We start from the raw sequence: 15,657 nt of genomic DNA, 5'->3' as shown, positions 1-15,657 counted from the left end.
TTGCAGATGCAGCCGCTGAAGCCGGTCTCGCCCGGCGCCCGTCTCGTGCTTGGCGCCGGGTTCTTCGCCGTCTTCCTCGGCGCCTGGGCCTTCGTCACCTATGGCGGCCATGTGCCGGCGCTGTTCCTGGCCTCGCCGGGCCGGACGCTGGCCTCCGGCTGGTCGCTGCTGACGGAATACGGCTTCCTCGGCGACATCGCCGTCACGGTGTTCCGCGTCGTCGGCGGCTTCCTGATCGCCGCCGTCATGGCCGTGCCGCTCGGCCTGCTGATGGGCGCCTTCAAGCCGGTCGAGGCCTTCTTCGAGCCCTTCTTCTCCTTCTGCCGCTACCTGCCGGCCTCGGCCTTCATCCCGCTGCTCATCCTCTGGGCCGGGGTGGGGGAGGCGCAGAAGCTCTCCGTCATCGTCATCGGCAGCGTCTTCCAGCTGGTCATCATGGTGGCGGTGGTGGCCGGCGCGACGCGGCCCGACCTGGTGGAGGCGGCGGCGACGCTCGGCTCCCGCCCCGTCTCCATCCTGCGCCGGGTCGTGATCCCGGCTGCGGCGCCGCAGATCGCCGAGACGCTGCGGCTCGTGCTCGGCTGGGCCTGGACCTATGTGATCGTGGCGGAGCTGATCGGCGCCTCTTCCGGCATCGGCCACATGATCATGGACAGCCAGCGGCTGCTGGATACCGGGCAGATGATCTTCGGCATCGTGGTCATCGGGGTGATCGGGCTGGTGACCGATTTCGCGGTGAAGTCGCTGAACCGCTGGCTGTTTCCCTGGGCGGTGCTGTGAGCAACAAGACCCTGCGGATCGCGGGCGTCACCCGCACCTTCCCGGCGCGCGGCCGCACCGCGCCGACGCTCGCCCTGCAGCCGACCTCGCTTGCCGTGGCGCCCGGCGAGTTCGTCGCCATCCTCGGCCCTTCCGGCTGCGGCAAGTCCACCCTGCTGCGCATCGTCGCCGGGCTGGACCGGCCGACCGCCGGCACCGTGTCGCTCGACGGCGCCCCGGTCACCGGGCCCGGCCCCGACCGCGGCATGGTCTTCCAGTCCTACACCCTGTTCCCCTGGCTCACGGTCGAGCGGAACATCCGCTACGGGCTCGAGGAGCGCGGCCTGCCCGAGGCCGAGCAGCGCGCCATCGCCGCCCGCTTCATCGACCGCACGGGGCTGCGCGGCTTCGAGAACCACTGGCCGAAACAGCTTTCCGGCGGCATGCAGCAGCGCTGCGCCCTGGCCCGGGCGCTGGCGAACGACCCGGAGATCCTGCTGCTGGACGAGCCCTTCGGCGCGCTCGACCACCAGACGCGGGAGCTGATGCAGGAACTGCTGCTGGAGATCTGGGAAGCTGACAGGAAGACTGTGCTCTTCGTCACCCACGACATCGACGAGGCGGTCTTCCTGGCCAACCGGGTCCTGGTCATGTCCGCCCGCCCCGGCCGCATCAAGGCGGAGGTCGCGGTGCCGCTGGCCTACCCGCGGGAATGGACCATCAAGACCGGCCCGAGATTCGCCGCGCTCAAGGCCCGGCTGATGGCGGAGATCCGGGAGGAGGTGCGGAAGGCGGCGATCGCCTGAGGCGTCCTACCGGCTGAAGCCGATCCCGCATTCGCTCAGCAGGCTGCCGGCGCTGCCGCCCGCACGCTGCGCCACCTGCGCCAGCTGCAGCTGATCCTGCGGCGACATGGACTTCATCAGGCAGCTGGTGAGCCCGACGGCATCCAGGGTCAGGCCGCCCGCGCCGGCGCATTTGGCCGCGACACCGGCGGCCCGGCTGCAGAAGGCACGCTTCTCCTCAGGGGTCTGCGGCTTGCTCAGGCCGGGGATGGCATTGCCGAGGCCGGGGATGTTCGGCAGGCCCTGCGCCACTGCCGGCTCCGCCACGAGCATCGCCACCATCGCCGATACGATGCGCATCCCGTCCCCCGTCGCCCCACAGCCGCGCACCCTCATTCGGCGCGGCGGCCCGGTCAATCCTCCCGGCCCCGGTTCCCCGCGCCGGCCTTTTCCGCTACCACCCGGGCGTGCCGTCCCCCTCCCAATACCTCAGAGCATCCCGCGCGCCGCGCTGGTCACCGGCGGCGCCAAGCGGCTCGGCCGCGCCATCGCGCTGTCCCTGGCGGAGGCCGGCTTCGACCTCGCCATCCACTATGCCGGCAGCCAGGCCGAGGCCGCGGAGACCGCCGCCGCGATCCGGGCGCTCGGCCGCCGTGCCGTGACCCTGCAGGCCGACCTGGCACGGGAGGCGGAGGTCGCCGCCCTGCTGCCCGCCGCTGCCGCCGCCCTCGGCCCGATCGGCGTACTGGTCAACAATGCCAGCACCTTCGAGCGCGACGAATGGCACGATGCCACGCGGGAGAGCTGGGACGCGCATCTCGAGCCCAACCTGCGCGCCCCTTCGTGCTGACCCAGGCCTTCGCCCGGGCGCTGCCCGAGGCGGCGGAGGGCCTGGTGCTCAACATGCTGGACCAGCGGGTCTGGTCGCTGACGCCGCATTTCGTCTCCTACTCGGTGTCCAAGGCGGCGCTCTGGGCGCTGACCCAGTCGATGGCGCTGGCGCTGGCGCCGCGGATCCGGGTCAACGGCATCGGCCCCGGCCCGGCCCTGCCCAGCCCGCGGCAAAGCCAGACGCAGTTCGACCGCCAGGCGCACAGCGTCCCGCTGCGCCACGGCACCAGCCCGGAGGAGATCGGCCGCGCCGTGCTCGCCATCCTCGCCATGCCGGCCATGACCGGGCAGATGATCGCGCTCGATGGTGGGCAGCACCTGCAATGGTCGCCCGCCCCGCCGGCCGCGGAGCCGGAGGAATGAGCTTCGCCCCGGATGCCGCGCGCGGACTGCGGCTGGTCTTCGTCCGCGGCCTGTCGCTGCAGGCGCGGCTCGGCGTCTACCCGCACGAGAAGGCGGCGCCGCAACGCGTCATTGTCGGGGTGGAACTGGCGGTGGAGGACGATGCCGCCCCCGCCGGCATCGGCGCGGACGACCTGCGCCGGGTCGTGGACTACGAGACGGTGGTGAAGGCGGCCCGGGCGGCCGCGGCTTCGGGCCATACACTCCTGGTGGAAACCTTGGCCGAGCGCATCGCCGAGGCGGCGCTTTCGGATCCGCGCGTCCTGCGCGCCCGGGTGACGGTTGAAAAGCCGGATGCCTTCCCCGACGCGGCCTCGGTGGGCGTGGTGATCGAGCGCACACGCATCTGAGAGATGCTTCGGCGTGTAAACCATCCACTGTGCTCGCGATAACGACAAAAGCGGCAGCGACTGAAAGCGAATGTTACAGTTGACTTATCCCAAGATGGGACGGCCTGACGAAACCGTTCTAAATCAGCATCTTAGTAAAGTGCAAAAAATTTGGGCATTGTCATGTGACTGGCGGATGACAGCGGGATTTGCGGCCATCACGGGTTCGCGTCCACAGACTTATCCACAGCTTCCGTGGAGAACTGCTGCTTGCCGCGGAAAGCCCTGGCGCCCTAATCGCAGCCCATGAGTCAAGCCGAAAACGCCGGCGCCGAAACTTCTCGCGAAACCACAGGCGAGGCTCTTGCCGAAGCACCGGTGATGCAGGGCGTCCGGGTTATCGAGACCGCGCTCGCCACCCTGCCGCATTCGCCCGGCGTCTACCGCATGCTTGATGGCAAGGGCGACGCTCTCTATGTCGGCAAGGCCCGGGCGCTGAAGAAGCGCGTCGTTGCCTACACGCAGGTCGCCCGCCTTCCCGAACGCCTGCGCCGCATGGTGCACGAGACCCGCAGCCTCGAGGTCATCACCACGGCGTCCGAGGCCGAGGCGCTGCTGCTCGAAGCCAACCTGATCAAGAAGCTCCGGCCGCGCTACAACATCGTCCTGCGCGACGACAAGTCGTATCCCTGGCTGGTGCTGACCGAGGACCATCCCTACCCGCAGATCACCAAGCATCGCGGGGAAAGGCGCAAGGGCGCCAGCTACTGGGGCCCCTTCGCCAGCGCCTGGGCAGTCAACCAGACGCTGACCGCCCTGCAGCGGGTCTTCCTGTTGCGCTCCTGCCGCGACACCGTCTTCGACAGCCGCGACCGGCCCTGCCTGCTGCACCAGATCAAGCGCTGCTCCGCCCCTTGCGTCGAGCGCATCAGCCGGGAGGACTATGCCGGACTGGTCGCCGAGGCGAAGCAGTTCCTCTCGGGCGAGACGCCCTCCATCCAGAAGGCCCTGGCGAAGGAGATGGAGGAGGCTGCTGACAAGCTTGAATCCGAGCGCGCGGCGGCGATCCGCGACCGCATCCGCGGCCTGACCCATGTCCAGGGCCGCGATCGCATCAACATGGAGGGCCTGGGCGACGCCGATGTGGTGGCGCTGCACCAGATGGCCGGGCAGTCCTGCGTCCAGGTCTTCTTCTTCCGCGGCGGCCGCAACAACGGCAACCGCCCCTTCTTCCTGAGCAAGGGCGACCAGGGGCCGGAGGAGGTGATGGGCGCCTTCCTCGGCCAGCTCTACGACGACCTGCCGCCGCCGCCGCTGGTGCTGCTGAGCCATGCGCCACCGGAGCAGGAGCTGATCGCCGAGGCGCTGAGCATCAAGGCCGGCCGGAAGGTCGAGCTGCACCGGCCGCAGCGCGGCGACAAGCGGGCCGCGGTCGAGCATGCCGAGACCAATGCCCGCGAGGCCCTCGAGCGCAAGCTGGCCGAGGGCACGGCGCAGGAGGCGCTGCTGCAGGGCGTCGCCCGGCTCTTCGACCTGCCGGCCACGCCGGAGCGGATCGAGGTCTACGACAACAGCCATATCCAGGGCAGCAACGCCTACGGCGTCATGGTCGCCGGCGGCCCCTCCGGCTTCCTGAAGCAGGCCTACCGCAAATTCTCGATCCGCGGCCCGGTCAAGCCGGGCGACGACTTCGGCATGATGCGGGAGGTCTTCGAGCGCCGCTTCGGCCGCGCCCTAAAGGAGGACCCGGAGCGGGCAGGGGGCACCTGGCCCGACCTGGTGCTGATCGATGGCGGGCTCGGCCAGCTCAACGCGGTGCGCGACATCTTCGCGGAGATGGGGGTGCACGACGTGCCGCTGGTGGCCATCGCCAAGGGCGTCGACCGCGACGCCGGCCGCGAATGGTTCCACCAGCCGGGCAAGCCGCCCTTCCAGCTGCCGCCGCGCGATCCGGTTCTGTACTACCTACAGCGGCTGCGGGACGAGGCGCACCGCTTCGCCATCACCACCCACCGCGCCGGCCGGTCGAAATCGCTGGTGAAGTCGGAGCTGGACGAGATCCCCGGCGTCGGCAGCGCGATCAAGCGCAAGCTGCTCAACCATTTCGGCAGCGCCCGCGGCGTGCGGAACGCGGCGCTGGAGGATCTGGCGAATGCGCCGGGGGTGGGGCCGGCGGTGGCACGCAAGATCCACGACCACTTCCATCCCGGGGCAGGCTAGGGCGGGCCCAGACCGGCCCGTGCCGGCGAAAGGGGCGAATTTCCCTGCCTGGCCGCTGCCTTGGCCATTCCTCCGGCTTCCCGGGCTTGCCCCGGGGCGGTCGCTCCGCCATGACTGCCCGCCGCATGCCGACCGACCTCCCCAACCTGCTGACGCTCTCGCGCATCGCCGCCATCCCGCTGCTGGTGGCGCTGGTCGCCCTGCGCACGCCGTGGGGCGATGTCGGGGCCTGCGCGGTCTTCTCCGCCGCCGCCATCACCGACTATTTCGACGGCAAGATCGCCCGCCAGCGGCAGACCGTCTCCGGCTTCGGCCGCATGCTGGACCCGATCGCCGACAAGCTGCTGGTCGGCGCGGCACTGATGGTGCTGGCCGGGCACGACCGGCTGACCGGCTGGACGCTCTATCCCGCCATCATCATCCTGCTGCGGGAGATCCTGGTCTCCGGGCTCAGGGAATACCTCGCCGGCCTGCGCATCGGCCTGCCGGTCTCGCGCCTCGCCAAGTGGAAGACCGGCTTCCAGATGGGCGCGCTCGGCACCCTGCTCGGCGGCGATACCGCGGCCTCGGTGCTGCACCTGTCCTTCCTGCCGGTCTCGCTGATCGGGGAGGCGATGCTCTGGATCGCCGCCGCGCTGACGCTGGTCACCGGGCGGACCTATCTCGAAGCCGGGCTCCGCCATGCGGAAGCGGATCCCGGCGCCACCCCGCCCATGCCCCCGAGACCCGGCCGTGAGGCCTGGCCTTGAGACCGGGCCGGCCGCGGCGCATCTTGGCAGTGCATCCTCAGGACAGGACCCCCGTTCGGGGCAGCAGGAGTTGGTCATGCGACGGATCGGCGTAACCTCGGGCCGGGTGGCCGTGCTGGGCCTTGGGATGCTGCTCGGCGCCTGCAGCGCCTATGACCGCTCGACCACCTGGCTGAACAGCAGCGGCGCCAACGCGACCGACGGCATCGCCAATGCCGGCGCCAGCATCGGCATGCCCTGGGGCCGCCCGCGCCCGACCATGCCGGAGGAAAGCGTCACCATCGCCCGGGTCAGCGGCGCGCCGGTGCAGCTCGCGCCGCTGCAGGCTGAGGAGGGCAATGTCTGGCCGGCGCCTGAGGCGCCGCGCTCTACCCTCGCCAATCCGGATGCGGCCATGCGCGGCATCCCGACCTATCGCCCCGGCGATTTCGACCGCCCATCGGCCCCGGCCGGCCGGTCGCAATGGCAGCCGACCGATCCGCCAAACCCGGCGCCGCTGCCGCCCGGCCTGCGCAGCGGGGCTTCCGGCCCCGCCCCGCGCCTCGACCCGCAGCCGGAGATCCCCGGCCCGCAGGCGGTCGCCCCGCGGCTGCCGAACGGCAACGCGCCGCCGCCGCGCCGGGCCGATGGCCGGGTGATCCTGACCCCGCAGGGCAGCGCCGTGACCTCCGGCGGGACCGACCGCATCCAGGGCTACACCACCCCGGGCGGCGGCAGCGGCACGGCGGTGATCGACGGCAACACCACCACGCTGTTCGACGCGACCGGCCGGATCCAGACCGTCCCGACCCCGCGCTGAGGCCGGGCATGCGGGTCCTGTATTTCGCCTGGGTGCGGCAGAAGGTGGGCGTGGCGGAGGAGGAGGTCTCACCGCCGCCGGAAGTCAGGGACGTCGCCGGGCTGATCGCCTGGCTTGCCGCCCGCAGCGCCGGCCATGCCAGCGCCTTCGCGCAGGCGAAGCAGGTCCGCGCCGCGGTGAACCAAGAATTCGCCGCGCCCGACGCCCCGGTCGGTCCCGGCGACGAGGTTGCCTTCTTCCCGCCGGTGACCGGCGGATGAGCGGGACCGTGGTCCCCACCGTGCGGGTGCAGGCGGCGCCCTTCGACCTGGCCGCCGAGAGCGCCGCGCTGACGGCCGGACGGGTCGATGTTGGCGGCCTCGCCAGCTTCGTCGGCCTTTGCCGCGCCGATGACGGGCTCGCGGCCCTGGTGCTGGAACACTACCCAGGCATGACCGAGCGGGCGATCACGGCGATCGCCGAACAGGCCTGCGCCCGCTGGCCGCTGACCGGCTGCACCGTCATCCACCGCCATGGAAGGCTCGAGCCGGGGGCGCCGATCGTCCTCGTGCTCACCGCCTCCTCCCATCGCGCCGCGGCGCTGGAAAGCTGCGCCTTCCTGATCGACTGGCTGAAGACCAGGGCGCCCTTCTGGAAGCGCGAGGAATTCGCCGGCGGCACGGAGCGCTGGGTCGAGGCCAAGGCGGAGGACGACGCGGCGGCGGCGCGCTGGGGTGGGCTGCCATGACCCCCGGCGCCTCTGGCCCCGGGCCGCTCGCCCGGGTGGAGCTGGCCTGCCGCGACCCCCATCGCCAGCGCGAGTTCTTCGGCCGCATCCTCGGCCTAGCGCCGACCGAGCAGGGCAATGCCCTGCGCTTCGCGCTCGGCGCGGTGGAGCTGGTGCTGCGGGCGCGCGGCGACGCGCTCTTCGCCTCCGCCCGCGGTGGCGAGGCCGGCACGCTGCTCGCCTTCCCGGTCGCCGATGCCGAGCTCGAGCGCTGGCACCGCCGGATGCTGCTGGCCCGCGTGGCGGTGCTGGACGCGCCCGGACCCTCCGGCGCGCCGCCGCGGCTGCTGCGGGTGGCCGACCCCGAGGGCAACGTCATCGAGCTCTTCGTCGCGGCGTGACACGCGCGGCCGGGATCCTGGCGGGGGCGGCCCTGCTGGTCTGGCCGGCGGCGCTGAACCACTACCCGCTGGTCTTCAGCGATACCGGCGCCCTGCTGGCGCAGACCGTCCAGGGCTGGGCCATCTGGGACAAGCCGCTGGTCTACGGGCCGCTGCTGCATGCCCTGCATTGGCGCGTGACGCTCTGGCTGCCGTTGGCGGGGCAGGGGCTGGTGCTGTCCTGGCTGGTCTGGCTGGTGCAGCGCAGCCTGGGTGGGGCGACCGCGGGGCGGCATGTGCTGCTCTGCGCCGGGCTGGCGGCGGCGACCGCGGCGCCCTGGTTCACCGCGCTGCTGCTGCCGGACTGGCTGGCGCCGGCGCTGGTGCTGGCGACCTACCTGCTGGGCTTCGCCTGGGACGGGCTGGGCCGGGCGGAGCGCGCCGGGGTCGCGTTGCTGGCGCTGCTGGCGGCCGCCGCGCACCTGTCGCACCTGCCGATCGCCGCCGCGCTGGTCCTGCTGGTGCTGGCGGTGCGGCGGACCGCGAGGCCGGCATTGCGCTGCGCCCTGCCGCTGGCCGGCGCCATGGCGCTGCTGCTGGCGACCAATGCCTGGGCGCATGGTCGCTTCGCGCTGTCGCCCTATGGCGCGGTCTTCGCCCTGGCGCGGCTGGTCGGCGACGGCCCCGCCGCCCGCACCGTCGAGGCACGCTGCCCGGCGGCTGGCTGGCATCTCTGCCGCTGGGCCGGCCGGCTGCCGCGCGACAGCGACGACTTCCTCTGGTCGGGCGAGGGCCCGGTCTGGGCAGCGCGGGCGGACGGCGCGGCGCCGGGCGGGCCGATCTCGCTGGCGCCGGAGGCCGCGGCGATCCTGGCCGAGACGCTGTGGCGGGAGCCGCTCGGCGTGCTTCGCGCCGCGGCGGGCAATGCCTGGCGGCAGCTCGGCATGGTGCGGGTCGGCGACACGCTTGGGCCGGAGAACCTGCAGGCCTCGGTCGCCCGGCAGCTGGCCCTGGGCTTCCCGCCGGCCGAGCAGGCCCGCTTCGCCGCATCCCTGCAGGCGCGCGGGGTGCTGCCCGCAGCGGCCGCGCCCTTCCTCCTGCTGCATCCGGCGGCGCTGCTGCTGGGCGCGGCGGGGGTGTTGCTGGCCTCGTGGCGGGCGCGGGGCCGGATGCTCGGGCTGATGCTCTGCGTGCTGGTCGGCCTCGGCGCCAATGCGCTGGCGACCGGGGCGCTGTCCGGGCCGCATGACCGCTACCAGGCGCGCATCGCCTGGCTGCTGCCGCTGGCGGCGCTGTTGGCCGCCCCGCGGGCGCTGCGGGAGGACAACGTGAAGGGCGCTCCGGCGTGACCTCGCGCCACGGGCTCGAGATCTGCGCTGCTACCGCGGCCGAGGCGCCCGGCTTGGCGGTGCTGCTGGACGCGTCCGGCCAGCCCATCGATGCGCGCGAGCTGGTGGCGCGGCTGGAGGCGATCCGCCAGGGGCCGGGCACCGCCCTGGTGGCGCTGGAATGGGGCCCGCCCAGCGGCCTGGTGGCGCTGCACTGGTACCGGCGGCTGGAGGAGGCGCGCCCGGTGGCGCAGGTCACAACCCTGCTGGTCGGCACGGAGGACCGTCGCCGCGGCATCGGCCGGCTGCTGGTCAAGGCGGCGGCGCAGGCCGCCCGGAACGCCGGCTGCGGCCTGCTGGAACTGGCGGCGGGCGAGGACCCGTCGCTGGCAGCTTTCTGCCTCGCCACCGGCTTCACCGCAGCGGGGCCGCGCTTCCTGCGTCCGCTGCGCAAGTCGGGCTGAGCCAGGCCACCGGCCGGCGGGACCGGCCGGAGCCGCCGCGAACAGCGAACCTGGGCGACCTGCCGGGCCGAAGCGCCGGCACGCCGCCCCGGGGCGCTACTGCTGCAGCAGCGCCCAGACCCGCGGCGGGGTCAGCGGCATCTGCAGCGTGTCGGCCGCCTTCGCCCGGCCGTTGCGGGCCAGCGCATCCGCCACCGCATTCACCAGCGCCGGCGTCGCGCCGATGGTGCCGAGCTCGCCGACGCCCTTCACCCCGAGCGGGTTCGTCACGCAGGGGATCGACTGGTCGAGCGCCGTGACGTAGCCGGCGATCATGTCGGCCCGCGGCAGGGCGTAGTCCATGAAGCTGGCGCTCAGCGGCTGGCCGCTCTCGGGGTCGTAGACCACTGCTTCGTACAGCGCCTGGCCGAGGCCCTGCGCCGCGCCGCCGGCGAGCTGCCCTTCGACGATCAGCGGGTTCACCACCCGGCCGGCATCGTTGACCGAAGCATAGGAGGCGATCTCGACCGCGCCGGTCTCGGGGTCGATCTCGACCTCGCAGATATGGGTGCCGTTCGGCCAGGTCGGGCCGCCGACGCTGCTGGTGCTGTCGATGAAGATGCGCTGCTCCGGCTGCTTCGCCGCGAGGTCGAACAGCCCGATCGCGCGGTCCGTGCCGGCAACGCGGAAGGCGCCGGCGACGTATTCGAGATCCACGGCCGCGGCCTCCAGCGCCTCCGCCGCCAAGTCCTTGGCGGTGGCGACCGTCTTGTCCGAGGCGACCTTCACCGCCGAGCCCGCGGTGAAGAGCGAGCGCGAGCCGGCGCTGCCGAAGCCGGTGCCGCGGTCGGTATCGCCGAGCACGATGCGGATCTTCTCGAGCGGCACGCCGAAGACGTCGACCGCGAGCTGCGCGTAGCTGGTGGCGATGCCCTGGCCCATCTGCTGGGTGGTGGCGTAGATCTCGATCTCGCCGCTGCCCTTGACGGCCACCGTCACCCGCTCCTCGAAGACATTGGCGCCGGTCCATTCTAGGAAGCTGGCGATCCCCCGCCCGCGCAGCTTGCCGGCGGCCTTCGAGGCCGCCTCGCGCGCCGCGAAGCCGTCCCAGTCGGCCAGCTTCAGGCCCTGGTCCAGCACCTGGGCGAAGCGCCCGCTGTCATAGGTCTGGCCCATGGCATTGGTGTAGGGCATCAGCGCCGGGTCGATCATGTTGCGCTGGCGCAGCTCGGCCGCATCCATCCCCAGCTTGCGGGCGGCGGTGTCCATCAGCCGCTCGATGATGTGGATCGCCTCCGGCCGCCCGGCGCCGCGATAGGGGCTGGTCGGCGCGGTATTGGTCAGGATCGCGGTGAATCCGAAGTCGATGGTGCGGATGTCGTAGATGCTGGTCGAGACCCAGGGCCCGATCAGCAGCTGGATGGCGACGCCGGCCGGGCGGGTATAGGCGCCCATATTGGCCAGGGTCTTCACCCGCAGTCCGGTGACCTTGCCCTTCGCATCCAGCGCCATGGCGACCTGGCTGTCGGTGTCGCGGCCATGCGTGGCGGACAAGAAATCCTCCATCCGCGTCGCCGCCCATTTCACCGGACGGCCGAGCAGCTTCGACGCATAGGCGACGACCGCGTCCTCCGGATAGGCGCCGGTCTTCATGCCGAACCCGCCGCCGACATCGCCGACCAGGACGCGCATCTTCTCGGCCGGCAGGTTCAGCACCTCGGTGCAGATCTGGTCGCGCGTGGAGGAGGGCGTCTGCGTGCTCATCGTCACCGCGATGCGGTCGGTCGCGGCGTCGTAGGAGGCGACCATCACCCGCGGCTCCATCGAGACCGGCGCCAGGCGCTGGTTGACGATGTCGAGCGTGACGACATGCGCGGCCGAGGCGAAGGCGGCCTCGGCCGCCGCGCGGTCGCCGTATTGCGTCTGCGCCACGACATTGCCGGTGGCGGCCGGCCAGATCTGCGGCGCGCCGGCTGCGGCCGCGGCGGCGGCCGAGGTGACCGCGGGCAGTTCCTCGTAGTCGACGACTACCGCCTCGGCGCCGTCGCGCGCCGCGCCCATGGTCTCGCCGACCACGGCGACCACCGCCTCGCCGGCGAAATTCGCCTCCCCCACGGCCAGCACCGGGCGCGGCGGGGCGGCCAGCGGCGAGCCGTCCGGCCGCTTGAAGGGCAGTTCGATGCCGAGCCGCCCGAGGCCGGCGGCCTCGAGCTCGGCGCCGGTGATCACCGCCAGCACGCCGGGAACTGCCCTGGCCTCGGTCGTGTCGATCGAGACGATCCGCGCATGCGCGTAAGGCGAGCGCAGGAAGACCATATGGGTCTGGCCGGGATGCGAGAGATCGTCGGAGAAGGCGCCCTCGCCGCGAAGCAGGGGCCCGTCCTCGATCCGTCGCACCGCCTGGCCGCTGCCGAAGCGGCCGAAGCCGCCATCCATCCCGTCTGCCACGATCCCACCCTCGCTCGGTTGCGCGCAGCCTATGCGGGCGCGGGAGGCGGCGGCAAGCAGGGGGCTTCTGCCCAGGCCCATCCGCGGCCATGCTGCGGCCCCGGAGGGGACCCAGCACATGACCGATTCCACGCAGCAGGCCGCCGATATCCTGATGGCCGTCCGGAAGGGCGGGCCGCGCGTCGCCGGGCTCGGCGCCGCCGCACCGCAGACCGAGGCCGCCGCCTTCGCGGTGCAGGCGGAGGTGCTGAAGCGCCTCGGCGCCCGCATCGGCGGCTGGAAATGCGCCGCGCCGCCGGGCAAGCCGACCTCGGCCGCCATGCTGGATGCCGGCTTCATCCGCCCGGGGCCGCTGCACTGGCCGGTGCCGGCGGGCGGCCAGATCGGCATCGAGACGGAGATCGCCTTCCGCCTCGGCCGCGGCTTCCCGAAGCGCGACAGCCCCTACACGCTGGCGGAGATCCAGGATGGCATCGAAGCGGCCTTCCCGGCCGTCGAGATGGTCAGCAGCCGCTACCTCGACACTTCCAAGGTCACCATGAACGAGGCGATGGCCGACAGCATCGCCCATGCGGGGCTGGTGCTGGGCGCCGCGGTGCCGGGCTGGCGCGACATGGACCTGAAGAACCTTGTCGTGAGGCAGACCTGCGGCGGCAAGGTGCAGGTGGAGAAGGTCGGCGGCAACCCGTCCGGCGATCCCTTCACCCCGCTGCTCTGGCTGGCCAACTACCTGCCGAGCGTCGGCCTCGCGCTGGAAGCCGGACAGGTCGTCACCACCGGCAGCTGCACCGGGCTGCTCTATGTCGATGGCAAGCAGCGCGTCACCGGCGGCTTCGCCGGCTTCGGCGAGGTGGTCGTCGAGCTTGATTGAGCCCCAGGCGTCGCGGCGGGTGCCCCTGGCGCTCGCCGCGGTGGTGGCGCTGAACCTGCCGCTCGGCACGGTCTACGCCTTCAGCGTCTTCATCCGCCCACTGGAGGCCGAGCTCGGCCTGTCCCGCGCGGCGCTGTCCTTCGTCTTCGGCCTGGCGATCGTCGGCTTCACCCTCGGGATGAATTGCGGCCCGCTGCTGTATCGGCTGGCGCCTGCGCCGCTGCTGCTGGCCGGCTCGGCCGCGCTGGCGACGCTCGGCATGGCGCTGGCGGCGCTGGCGGAGGGGTCGTCCAGCTCGCGCTCGGCTATGGCGTGCTGTTCGGCTTCGGCGGCGGCATCGCCTATGTGGTGCTGCTGCAGGGCATGAACCTCATGCTCACCAGCCGGCGCGGGCTGGCGAACGGCTTCATCATCAGCCTCTACCCGCTGGGCGCGATGATCGGGGCGCCGATCTTCGGCTGGGCATTGTCGGCCCATGGGCTGCGCGCCACCCTGGGCGGGCTGGCCGTAACCCTGGCTGTGGCCGGCCTCGCCGCCGCGCTGCTCGCCGCCGCCTCCGGCATGCGGCTGGCAATGCCGGCCGGCGCGGTCGCCGGGCCGCCGGTTGCGCGGCAGCTCTCGCTCTTCCTGCGGATCTGGCTGGTCTTCTTCCTCGCCGCCGCCGCGGGCTGACGGTGTTGGGCCAAGCGGCCGGCATGGTGGAGGCCTATGGCGGCACCAAGGCGCTGGCGCTCTCCGCCACCACCGCCATCACCGGCTGCATCGCCGCGGCGCGGATCGGCGGCGGCTGGCTGGCGGACCGGGTGCCGGCGCCGCTGGTGATGGCCGGGGCGCATGTGCTGGCGCTCTCGGCCGATGCGCTGCTGGTGCTCTTCCCCGGGCCGCTGCTCGCGGTGGCGACGCTGGCGGTGATCGGCATCGGCTACGGGCTGGTCAGCGGCAGCGTCGCGGCGGCCATCGGCATCTACTGGGGCTCGACCCATTACGGCCGGCTGGCCGGGCGGCTCTATGCCGCCTGGTGCATCGCCGCCATCACCCTGCCGGTGGTGGCGGGGCGGGTCTTCGACCTGACCGGCGGCTATGCCGGAGTGATCATGATCGCCGCGGCAGGCAACCTGCTGGGCGTGGCCATTGCCGCGACCCTGCCGCGCCGGGCGGCGGGCTAACACTCCCCAGCCAGCTCCAGCAGCTCCCGCGTCCGGGTCACGCGGCTGCCCCAGACGCGGTCGAATTCGGCGACCAGCGCGGGCAGGGCGGGGAGGCCATGGCCGCCTCCGCCACGGCGGCATCGGGAAACTCGTAGAAGGCGCAATGCACGCGCGGGTCGGTGCGGCTCCAGCAGCGGCGGGCGCGCAGGGCGCCGAAGCCCCGCTTGGCGTCGGGCAGGTGCTCCGCCGCGTACCAGGCATCGAAGCGCGGGATATCCGCCGCGTCCTCGATCACGGCGCGCACCATCAGCCAGGTCGTGCTCATGCGCAGCGACCCCAGCGCGTCGGCCAGTGCGCCGCCGATCTCCCGCCTGCCGTCCTGGATGTCGCCGATCAGCGCCACCAAGCGGTCCACCATCGGCGTCGGGATGCCGTGCCGCCGCGCCGCCGCCCGCACCGGGGCGAGCTGCGCCGCCACGTCGGTCTGGCGCTTCCGCACCGCGAGGTCGCGCCAGATGCCGCTATGCGACTTGGCCGAGGCGCGGTTGTAGGCCTCCAGCCGGTCGAGGCTCGCGGCGATCCGCGCGGCATCGCCCGCGAGGAAGGCCGGCGGGTCGAAGCCATCGAAGCCGATCGGCGCCACCCCCTCGGCCGCCGCGACGCGCAGGATCTCCCGCGTGATGCCGCGGATCAGTGGCCGCCGCGCCGGGTCGGCGATGAAGTCGGCGATGGAATCGTTGGTCAGTGCCGAGGCTTTCAGGATGCCGCCATAGGCCGCCTTGCCCCAGAGATAGCCGAAGATGGTGTCGGTCAGCACCGCGTCGGGCTCGAATTCCCGCAGCATGGCGTGCAGCGCCGCGATGCGCGGCGTGCGGGCGCCGTCCAGCTCGCCCACCACCACGGCGCCGCGGTTGCCGTAGAGGATGCGGCCGGGCGCCTGGTAGTCGGCGCCAAAATTGACGAAGGCGCCGATGGTGCGGGGACGGCCGACCAGCTCGGCGATGACCAGCTCGTTCAGCCCGTTCTGGCAGGAGACGACGGCGCCATCCTCGGCCAGGAAGGGCGCCAGCGCCCGGGTCGCGGCCTCCGTGTGGTGCGCCTTCACCGCGAGCAGGATCAGCTTGTGGCTGCCCTGCATGCGGTCCGGCGTCACCGCCCGGGCGGGCACGCGGAACTCCGCCACCGGCCCCTCGATGCGGATCCCCTCCGCGTCGATCGCCGCGACATGCTCGGCCACCAGATCGACGAATAGCACCTCCCGCCCGGCCCGTATCAGATGCGCACCGATCGTGCCGCCGATCGCGCCCGCGCCCCAGATCACCACCGGCTCCGCCGTCATCGTCCATCCCCCCATGCCGCCGGGCAGATTGCCACCCGGCCGGGCGGGTGCAAGCATCGT

Annotated in this window: 18 protein-coding genes and 1 pseudogene; 16 read left to right on the top strand and 3 right to left on the bottom strand. The window is 72.6% G+C overall.

Going from position 1 to position 15,657, the window contains the following annotated elements; genetic code table 11:
• Nucleotides 1–6 precede the first annotated feature (6 nt).
• Nucleotides 7–780, top strand: coding sequence for an ABC transporter permease (locus ACQ86J_RS10020; protein WP_431270991.1), 774 nt, complete (start codon nt 7–9; stop codon nt 778–780).
• Complete coding sequence (locus ACQ86J_RS10015) at nt 777–1,565, top strand: ABC transporter ATP-binding protein (RefSeq protein ID WP_431270990.1); 789 nt, start codon at nt 777–779, stop codon at nt 1,563–1,565. Before ACQ86J_RS10020 ends, ACQ86J_RS10015 begins: the two co-directional genes overlap by 4 nt.
• Before the next feature lie 6 nt (nt 1,566–1,571).
• Here ACQ86J_RS10015 and ACQ86J_RS10010 read toward each other — a convergent pair whose 3' ends face one another.
• Entirely contained in the window at nt 1,572–1,904 is a 333-nt protein-coding gene (locus ACQ86J_RS10010) for a hypothetical protein (protein WP_431270989.1), read from the bottom strand.
• A gap of 124 nt (nt 1,905–2,028) precedes the next feature.
• On the opposite strand from ACQ86J_RS10010, the pseudogene ACQ86J_RS10005 reads away from it, so the two are divergent.
• From ACQ86J_RS10005 to ACQ86J_RS09960, 10 genes and pseudogenes are all read left to right on the top strand, one after another.
• Nucleotides 2,029–2,798 (top strand): annotated as a pseudogene (locus ACQ86J_RS10005) (SDR family oxidoreductase).
• Nucleotides 2,795–3,187: a dihydroneopterin aldolase gene (gene folB / locus ACQ86J_RS10000; RefSeq protein WP_431270988.1), complete on the top strand. Its 393-nt coding sequence runs from the start codon at nt 2,795–2,797 to the stop codon at nt 3,185–3,187. Before ACQ86J_RS10005 ends, folB begins: the two are co-directional and overlap by 4 nt.
• A gap of 360 nt (nt 3,188–3,547) precedes the next feature.
• Nucleotides 3,548–5,386 (top strand): excinuclease ABC subunit UvrC, encoded by a 1,839-nt coding sequence (gene uvrC / locus ACQ86J_RS09995; RefSeq protein WP_431272356.1) that lies wholly within the window; start codon nt 3,548–3,550, stop codon nt 5,384–5,386.
• 125 nt (nt 5,387–5,511) lie between these two features.
• On the top strand, nt 5,512–6,135 hold the full coding sequence (gene pgsA, locus ACQ86J_RS09990) for a CDP-diacylglycerol--glycerol-3-phosphate 3-phosphatidyltransferase (protein ID WP_431270987.1): 624 nt from the start codon (nt 5,512–5,514) through the stop codon (nt 6,133–6,135).
• A gap of 76 nt (nt 6,136–6,211) precedes the next feature.
• Entirely contained in the window at nt 6,212–6,934 is a 723-nt protein-coding gene (locus ACQ86J_RS09985; protein ID WP_431270986.1) for a hypothetical protein, read from the top strand.
• A gap of 8 nt (nt 6,935–6,942) precedes the next feature.
• Nucleotides 6,943–7,194: a molybdopterin converting factor subunit 1 gene (gene moaD, locus ACQ86J_RS09980; protein ID WP_431270985.1), complete on the top strand. Its 252-nt coding sequence runs from the start codon at nt 6,943–6,945 to the stop codon at nt 7,192–7,194.
• Entirely contained in the window at nt 7,191–7,661 is a 471-nt protein-coding gene (locus ACQ86J_RS09975) for a molybdenum cofactor biosynthesis protein MoaE (RefSeq protein ID WP_431270984.1), read from the top strand. Before moaD ends, ACQ86J_RS09975 begins: the two co-directional genes overlap by 4 nt.
• Nucleotides 7,658–8,041, top strand: a complete 384-nt coding sequence (locus ACQ86J_RS09970; RefSeq protein WP_431270983.1) for a VOC family protein — start codon at nt 7,658–7,660, stop codon at nt 8,039–8,041. The genes ACQ86J_RS09975 and ACQ86J_RS09970 overlap by 4 nt, the downstream gene beginning before the upstream one ends.
• A complete protein-coding gene (locus ACQ86J_RS09965; protein ID WP_431270982.1) occupies nt 8,038–9,369 on the top strand; it encodes a hypothetical protein in 1,332 nt (443 codons plus the stop codon). The genes ACQ86J_RS09970 and ACQ86J_RS09965 overlap by 4 nt, the downstream gene beginning before the upstream one ends.
• A complete protein-coding gene (locus ACQ86J_RS09960; protein ID WP_431270981.1) occupies nt 9,366–9,812 on the top strand; it encodes a GNAT family N-acetyltransferase in 447 nt (148 codons plus the stop codon). Before ACQ86J_RS09965 ends, ACQ86J_RS09960 begins: the two co-directional genes overlap by 4 nt.
• Nucleotides 9,813–9,908: 96 nt before the next feature.
• Here ACQ86J_RS09960 and ACQ86J_RS09955 read toward each other — a convergent pair whose 3' ends face one another.
• Nucleotides 9,909–12,239: a xanthine dehydrogenase family protein molybdopterin-binding subunit gene (locus ACQ86J_RS09955; protein ID WP_431270980.1), complete on the bottom strand. Its 2,331-nt coding sequence runs from the start codon at nt 12,237–12,239 to the stop codon at nt 9,909–9,911.
• Between the two features lie 118 nt (nt 12,240–12,357).
• Between ACQ86J_RS09955 and ACQ86J_RS09950 the strand changes: the two genes are divergently transcribed.
• From ACQ86J_RS09950 to ACQ86J_RS09935, 4 genes are read left to right on the top strand one after another with little or no spacing between them, the layout of a single operon-like run.
• Nucleotides 12,358–13,110, top strand: a complete 753-nt coding sequence (locus tag ACQ86J_RS09950) for a 2-keto-4-pentenoate hydratase (protein ID WP_431270979.1) — start codon at nt 12,358–12,360, stop codon at nt 13,108–13,110.
• Nucleotides 13,111–13,129: 19 nt separating this feature from the next.
• Entirely contained in the window at nt 13,130–13,477 is a 348-nt protein-coding gene (locus ACQ86J_RS09945) for a hypothetical protein (protein ID WP_431270978.1), read from the top strand.
• Entirely contained in the window at nt 13,423–13,782 is a 360-nt protein-coding gene (locus ACQ86J_RS09940; RefSeq protein ID WP_431270977.1) for a hypothetical protein, read from the top strand. The genes ACQ86J_RS09945 and ACQ86J_RS09940 overlap by 55 nt, the downstream gene beginning before the upstream one ends.
• A 5-nt stretch (nt 13,783–13,787) precedes the next feature.
• Nucleotides 13,788–14,276, top strand: a complete 489-nt coding sequence (locus tag ACQ86J_RS09935; protein WP_431270976.1) for a hypothetical protein — start codon at nt 13,788–13,790, stop codon at nt 14,274–14,276.
• Between the two features lie 37 nt (nt 14,277–14,313).
• On the opposite strand, the gene ACQ86J_RS09930 is transcribed toward ACQ86J_RS09935, so the two are convergent.
• On the bottom strand, nt 14,314–15,597 hold the full coding sequence (locus ACQ86J_RS09930; protein WP_431270975.1) for a ketopantoate reductase family protein: 1,284 nt from the start codon (nt 15,595–15,597) through the stop codon (nt 14,314–14,316).
• Nucleotides 15,598–15,657: the final 60 nt, after the last annotated feature.

The sequence above is a fragment of the Dankookia sp. P2 genome (assembly GCF_050632255.1).
Lineage (GTDB): Bacteria > Pseudomonadota > Alphaproteobacteria > Acetobacterales > Acetobacteraceae > Paracraurococcus.
This window is presented reverse-complemented; position numbering and strand designations above follow the sequence as displayed.